The sequence below is a fragment of the Parolsenella sp. genome, from assembly GCF_982402205.1.
In genome coordinates, this window is sequence record NZ_CEVYAT010000088.1 from 1 (window position 1) to 6,541 (window position 6,541).

The following is a 6,541-nucleotide window of genomic DNA, read 5'->3' on the forward strand; positions in this document are numbered from 1 at the left end:
GAAGGGCGGCCACCCGCCATGCCATCCCTGTGTTAATGAAACGTTTAGGGCCCCGCCCCGCGCGCCCGCGGCATAATGGATTGCTGCAAGACACGGCCGCCTGGCCCCGCACGAGAAAGGCCCGCATGAACATCCTCGACCTCATCAAGAGTGCGTTCCTCGGCTTAGTCGAGGGCATCACGGAGTGGCTGCCCATCTCCTCGACCGGCCACATGATCTTGGTCGACGAGTTCGTGAAGCTCGACGTGTCCGAGGAATTCTGGAACATGTTCCTCGTGGTCATCCAGCTGGGCGCCATCCTGTCCGTGTGCGTGCTCTACTTCCACCAGCTCAACCCTTTTAGCCCGAGCAAGGGCCGCGAGGGCAGGCGCTCTACCTGGAGCCTGTGGGGCAAGATCGTGGTGGGCTGCATTCCCGCCGCGGTGGTGGGCGTGCCCCTGAGCGACTTCATGGACGAGCACTTCTACAACTCCTACGTGGTGGCCGCGGCGCTTATCGTCTACGGCATCGCGTTTATCGTGATCGAGAACTGGCGTGCCCGCCGCCGCTCCGAGCTTGCCCTCGACAGGCCGCGCGGTGCCCACTTCGCGGCCAGCGTCGCCGCCGACGCCGCCGAGCAGGGCAGCGACTTTGGCACCATCACGAACATCGACCAGATCACGTACAAGACTGCGCTGGGCATAGGCGCCTTCCAGGTGCTGTCGCTCGTGCCGGGCACGTCGCGCTCGGGCTCCACGATCATCGGCGGCCTGCTTCTGGGCTGCACCCGCGCGGTGGCGGCCGAGTTCACGTTCTTCCTCGCCATCCCGGTGATGTTCGGCGCGAGCCTGCTCAAGGTCGTGAAGTTCATGCTCAAGGGCGTGGCGATGGGCGCCAACGAGTGGGGCATCATGATCGTGGGCCTGGTCGTGGCCTTCGTGGTGTCACTCGCGGCGATTCGCTGGCTCACGGGTTTCGTGCGCAGGTACGACTTCAAGGCCTTTGGCTGGTACCGCATCGTGCTGGGCGTCGTGGTGCTCGCCTACTTCCTGCTGGTTGCGCCGGCCCTAGGCCGGGCCTAGGGAGGGGCGCCCGAGAGGGGTGCGGGCCGCGTGGCCGCCGCGCCCAGCCCGTTGCCGCAGGTCGCGCGACCCACGGGTGGGCCTGCGGGAAACCGCACGCGCGTTCGACTTTATTGTCCCGATAGACCATTACACTAGCCAGTGACCCAAGGGGCCACTGGCCTTTCCGTTCCAAGATGGGGAGTTCGCATGACGCAGCCAACGCCAAGGAAGATGACCGCGCAGGACCTCACGTTGCCGCTCTTTGCCACCGGTGACGCCAACGCTGCTGCCGCCGCGCCCGCTGTCGCCGCGTCGCGTCCGCGCTACGTGCCGCCGGTCGCTACGATCGACCTCTCCGGCCTCAACCCCGCCCAGCGCGAGGCGGCCGAGTGCACCCACGGCCCCCTGCTCGTGCTCGCCGGCGCCGGTTCGGGCAAGACGCGCGTGCTCACCTACCGCATTGCCCACATGATTGCCGACGAGGGTGTGCGCCCCTGGCAGATTCTGGCCATCACCTTCACCAACAAGGCGGCCGCCGAGATGCGCGAGCGCCTGGGGGCGCTGCTTCCGGGCGGCACCCGCGGCATGTGGGTGTGCACCTTCCACGCCATGTGCGTGCGCATTCTGCGCGACGATGCAGACAAGCTGGGCTTTCGCCCCAACTTCACCATCTATGACGACGATGACTCCAAGCGTCTCGTCAAGCAGATCATGAGCGACTTGGGCATCGAGCCAAAGCAGTTCCCCATCAACGGCATACGCTCGCGCATCTCGAGCGCCAAGAACGCCCTCGTGCTGCCCGACGAGTTCGAGGGCATGGCCAACACGCCGCCCCTGCAGGCTGCCGCGCGCGTCTACCGCGAGCTGCAGGTTCGCCTCGAGCGCGCCAACGCCATGGACTTCGACGACCTGCTCATCAACGCGCACAGGCTGCTGCGCGACCACCCGGACGTGCTGGCCAAGTACCAGGACCGCTTCGTGCAGATCAGCGTCGACGAGTACCAGGACACCAACCACGTCCAGTACGAGATCACCAACATGCTGGCCGCCCGCGAGCGCAACCTCATGGTCGTGGGCGACGACGACCAGTCGATCTACTCCTGGCGTGGCGCCGACGTCCAGAACATCCTCGACTTCGAGAAGGACTATCCCGACGCCAAGGTCGTGAAGCTCGAGGAGAACTACCGCTCGACCGGCCACATCCTCAACGCCGCGAACGCCGTGGTGGCGCACAACTCGCGCCGCAAGGCCAAGCGCCTCTACACGAGCCGCGGCGACGGCGAGCTCGTCCAGGCCTACCAGGCAAGCGACGAGCGCGACGAGGGCCGCTGGATTGGCGCCCAGATCGAGAAGACCCACGACGCCGGCACCTCGTATGACGACATGGCCGTCTTCTACCGCACCAACGCGCAGAGCCGCATCCTCGAGGACATGCTGCTGCGCGCGGGCGTTCCCTACAAGATCGTGGGTGGCACGCGCTTCTTCGACCGCGCCGAGATCCGCGACGTCATGGCCTACCTCAAGCTCGTGGTGAACCCGTCCGACGACGTGAGCGCCCAGCGCGTGGTCAACACGCCGCGCCGCGGCATTGGCTCCACGAGCGTCGCGAAGATCCAGAGCTACGCACTCACGCACGGCATGCCGTTCCTGGCCGCCTGCCAGGCCTGCGTGGCCGAGGAGGGTCTGCTCACGGCCAAGGTTCGCACGGCGCTGGGCCAGTTCACGAGCGTCATCGAGCGCGCCCGCGCCAAGAGCGGCGAGCTCGCGCGCGTGGTCGAGTCGATCATCGACGACGCGGGGCTCATCGCGGCGCTCGAGGCCGAGCACACCGTCGAGGCCGACGGTCGCGTCGAGAACATCCGCGAGTTCCTAGGCGTGGCCCAGGAGTTCGACGAGACGCACGACGACGTCGCCGAGACGCTCGAGAGCCTGGCGCAGCTGCGCGAGGCGGGCGCCCTCGACGCCGCGCCGGGCCTGGCCGGCGGCGCCGTGGCCCCCGCCCAGCCGGTCGACCCCAACGTGATGGTCGCGGCCGAGAAGCTGCCCGCCTTCATGGAGTGGCTGGCGCTTCGCAGCGACCTCGACGCGCTCGCGGGCTCCACCAGCGCCGTCACAATGATGACCGTGCACTCGGCCAAGGGCCTGGAATTCCCCGTGGTGTTCGTCGCGGGCATGGAGGAGGGGATCTTCCCCCACGCCGGCCATGAGGACGACCCCGCGGGCGTCGAGGAGGAGCGCCGCCTCGCCTACGTTGCCATCACGCGCGCCGAGCGCGAGCTGTTCCTCACCTACGCCGCGACGCGCCGCACCTACGGCTCCACGACGGCCAACCCGCCCAGTCGCTTCCTGCGCGAGATCCCCGAGGCAGACATCCAGCTCGTGGGTGTGGGCTCCGAGGGCTTCTCGGGCGTGGGCTGGGAGAAGCGCGGCGACCGCCGCGGCACCTACGGCAGCGGCACGGCCACCTACGGCGGCGCCGTGTTTGGCTCGGCCACGCGCTCCGCGGGCGGAAACGCCCAGGCCAGGGGTGGCGTGTCGTTCAGGTCTGGCTCGCCTGCCCCCTCGCGCGGCACAGGCGTGCCCACGGGCTCGGGCCTGCCGCTGTCTGCGCTGGGTCGCGGCGTCGGCGGCCCCCGCACGTTTGGCTCCGCCCCGTCCGAGCCGGCCTCGTTTGGTTCGGGTCGCCCGCGCTCCGCTGCCGCCGCAGCGGACGAGTTTGCCTCCAACCCGGCGCACGGCATCCGTCGCGACGCCGCCAAGGCGAGCGAGGGCTTTGTTGCCGGCGACCACGTCTCGCATAAGACGTTTGGCCCGGGCGTGGTGCTCTCCGCCACCGGTGACGTCATCGAGGTGCGCTTCACGCGCACGGGCAAGGTCAAGAAGCTCATGAAGGGCTTCGCGCCCATCGTGAAGGTCGAGGGGTAGCGCCATGGAGGCGGTCATCTTTGGCCTGACCACCGGCGAACTCCTACGCCGCGTCGTCCTGCTTGCCGTGGCCGTTGCCGTCGCGGCGGGCATCTCGCGTGTCGTGAGCCGGGCGGTGGGCAAGGCGCTCGACGCTACCGAGGTGCCCAGCGCGAGCATCTTCGTCAACATTGCGCGCGGCGTGGTGTGGGCGTTCGCAATCCTCGCCGTGATGCAGCCAGTCTTTGGCATCGCCCCCACGGCGTTCGTTACGGCCCTGGGCATTACGTCCCTGGCCCTGTCGCTGGGTCTTCAGGACACGATCTCCAACCTCATTGGGGGCCTCAGCCTCATGGTGGGGCGCGTGGTGAAGCCCGGAGACCTTGTCGATGTTGGCGGCTTCATGGGCGAGGTCGTCGACGTCACCTGGCGTGCCACCACCGTGCGTAACCGCCTGGGTGACGAGCAGATCATCCCCAACTCGGTGCTCAACAAGACGGCGCTCACGAAGCTCACGCCTGGCAGCGAGGGCTATTGCCCCGTCTTGCTCGCGGTTTCTCACAACGCGGACCTCTCGGTTGTGGAGGCAGACATCCTCGGCGTTATGGGCAAGATGGAGGGGCTGTTGCGCGAGGGTGCGCCGGGTCGCGTGTTCTTCACGGGCTCGGATGCCTATGGCGTGCAGTGCACCGTGTCGCTGCAGATGGCCCCTGGCGTCACGAAGCTGGCTGCGAGCGACGCGCTCATACGAGGCGTCGAGGGCAGGGAGTGGCTCGCGAGCGTCGTGGGCGAGTAGCGCGCCACCGCGCCCCGCACGTGTTGCCGTGAGATACTGGAAGCTACCATCCGTTCTCTGATGGAGGGGCACCAGATGAAGGTCCTGCTGATCAACGCAAGTCCCAAGGGCGGGCGGAGCAACTCACTCAGGCTCGCGGACGCGTTCGTGCGCGGGCTTGGCGAGGCCGAGGTCGAGCGCCTCGACCTGTGCTCGCTCGACGTCAAGCCGTGCCGCGGGTGCTTTGCCTGCTGGAAGGCCACGCCCGGCACCTGCTGCATCCACGACGACATGGCCCGCGTCATCGAGCTCGAGCGCGAGGCGGACCTCGTGGTGCTGAGCTTCCCGCTGTACTACTTCAACCTGCCCGGGCCGCTCAAGACCATGATCGACCGCCAGCTGCCCATGAACCTGCCGTTCATGACCGATGACGCGGCCGCCACCGGCAGCGGCGCCCATCCCCTTCGCTACCCCGAGATGGCGAGCACGCGCTTCGTCGCAATCTCTACCTGCGGTTTCTATACTGCCGAGAAGAACTATGACGCAGTGGAGCGCGCCCTCGACCACTGGCCGGGACGCGGCGCCTGGGACGCCATCTTCTGCGGCCAGGGCGAGCTCTTCTCCATCCCCGAGCTCTCCGCGCGCACCGACGCCTACCTCGAGGTGGTCGAGCGCGCCGGTCGCGAGTACGCCGCGGGCGGCATTACGCGTGCCACGCGTGCCGAGCTGGCGCGCCCGCTCTACCCGCGCGAGGCCTTCGAGCAGATGGCTAACGCCAGCTGGGGCGTGGACGAGCGCGGCGAGCGCACTGACGAGATGCTCGCCTTCACGAGGCAGATGGCGGCGCTCTACAACCCCGCCACCTGGGACGGGGCAGACCGCGTGGTCGAGATTCGCTACCGCGATCGCGGCGTGAGCTACCAGATGGTGCTGGGCGAGCGGGGCTCGACGGTGCTGACCGATGGCTTCCGCAAGCCCACGACCGTCATCGACACCCCGTGGGACGTGTGGTGTCGCATCGCTCGCGGCGAGATCCGTGGCGACGTGGCGCTGGCCCAGCGGCTCTACAGCGTCGAGGGCGACTTCGACCTCATGATGGGCTGGGACCGCATCTTTGGCGCGGCATCCGCCCCCGCCACGGCGGGGGAGACCGGTGGCGCAGCGGGCACCGGCGCCGCGAGCGCTGCCGCCAAGCCCGTCGCGCCCTGCGCCAAGACGGGCGAGGGTGCCCCCTCGATGGCCACGATGCTCGTTGCCTGGATCTGCCTGTGGGTGGCCACCGGCATCGACGGCGCCGTGGGGCCGGTCGTGACGCTAGCGGTCTGCGCGCTGCTGCCGCTTGCCCAGATGCGCCGGCGCCTGTGCGCCTATGACCGCATCTCGCTTGGCCTTGTGGGTGGCTTTGCGGCGCTGATGTTGCTCACGGGGCTGACGTGGCCGCTCTGTGTGGCGAGCTACGCGGCCTTTGGCGCCCTGTGGCTCGTCTCGTGCGTCACGCCCGAGCCGCTGTGCGCCGCCTACGTCAAGTACGGCTACGGTGGGGACGACGCGCTTGCCAACCCCATCTTCATGCGGGCCAACCGCATCCTCGCCATGGCCTGGGGCGTGCTCTACCTGCTCATCGCCCTCTGGACGGCCCTTCTTGGCGGCATGGTCGCGGGCTGGGTGATGCCTGTGGTCAACAACGTGGCAACCGCGCTCATGGGCGTGTTCACCGTGTGGTTCGAGCGCCGCTACCCCGCTTGGGTGGCGTCGGGCAAGGGGCTGCGCGAGCTGTTCTTTGGTTAGGGGAGCGTGGGCATCGGCCGTGCCGGGGCGG

4 protein-coding genes are annotated in these 6,541 nt (G+C 68.5%); all 4 read left to right on the forward strand.

Annotated features, from left to right (window positions below):
• Nucleotides 1-125 precede the first annotated feature (125 nt).
• The 4 genes from AC1VTH_RS05665 to AC1VTH_RS05680 all read left to right on the forward strand — a co-directional run bounded on the left by AC1VTH_RS05665 (nucleotide 126) and on the right by AC1VTH_RS05680 (nucleotide 6,510).
• A complete protein-coding gene (locus tag AC1VTH_RS05665; protein ID WP_481335173.1) occupies nucleotides 126-1,061 on the forward strand; it encodes an undecaprenyl-diphosphate phosphatase in 936 nt (311 codons plus the stop codon).
• A gap of 189 nt (nucleotides 1,062-1,250) precedes the next feature.
• Entirely contained in the window at nucleotides 1,251-3,968 is a 2,718-nt protein-coding gene (locus AC1VTH_RS05670; protein ID WP_481335175.1) for an ATP-dependent helicase, read from the forward strand.
• Nucleotides 3,969-3,972: 4 nt separating this feature from the next.
• Nucleotides 3,973-4,743 (forward strand): mechanosensitive ion channel family protein, encoded by a 771-nt coding sequence (locus AC1VTH_RS05675; protein WP_481335176.1) that lies wholly within the window; start codon nucleotides 3,973-3,975, stop codon nucleotides 4,741-4,743.
• A 75-nt stretch (nucleotides 4,744-4,818) separates the two neighbouring features.
• The gene (locus AC1VTH_RS05680; RefSeq protein ID WP_481335177.1) at nucleotides 4,819-6,510 is read left to right on the forward strand and encodes an NAD(P)H-dependent oxidoreductase; all 1,692 of its coding nucleotides are present in this window, start codon (nucleotides 4,819-4,821) and stop codon (nucleotides 6,508-6,510) included.
• The last annotated feature ends 31 nt before the right edge of the window (nucleotides 6,511-6,541 follow it).

Coding starts and splice junctions, on each gene's coding strand:
- AC1VTH_RS05670 (WP_481335175.1), top strand. CDS start 1,251: ATGACGCAGCCAACGCCAAGGAAGATGACCGCGCAGGACCTCACGTTG.
- AC1VTH_RS05665 (WP_481335173.1), top strand. CDS start 126: ATGAACATCCTCGACCTCATCAAGAGTGCGTTCCTCGGCTTAGTCGAG.
- AC1VTH_RS05680 (WP_481335177.1), top strand. CDS start 4,819: ATGAAGGTCCTGCTGATCAACGCAAGTCCCAAGGGCGGGCGGAGCAAC.
- AC1VTH_RS05675 (WP_481335176.1), top strand. CDS start 3,973: ATGGAGGCGGTCATCTTTGGCCTGACCACCGGCGAACTCCTACGCCGC.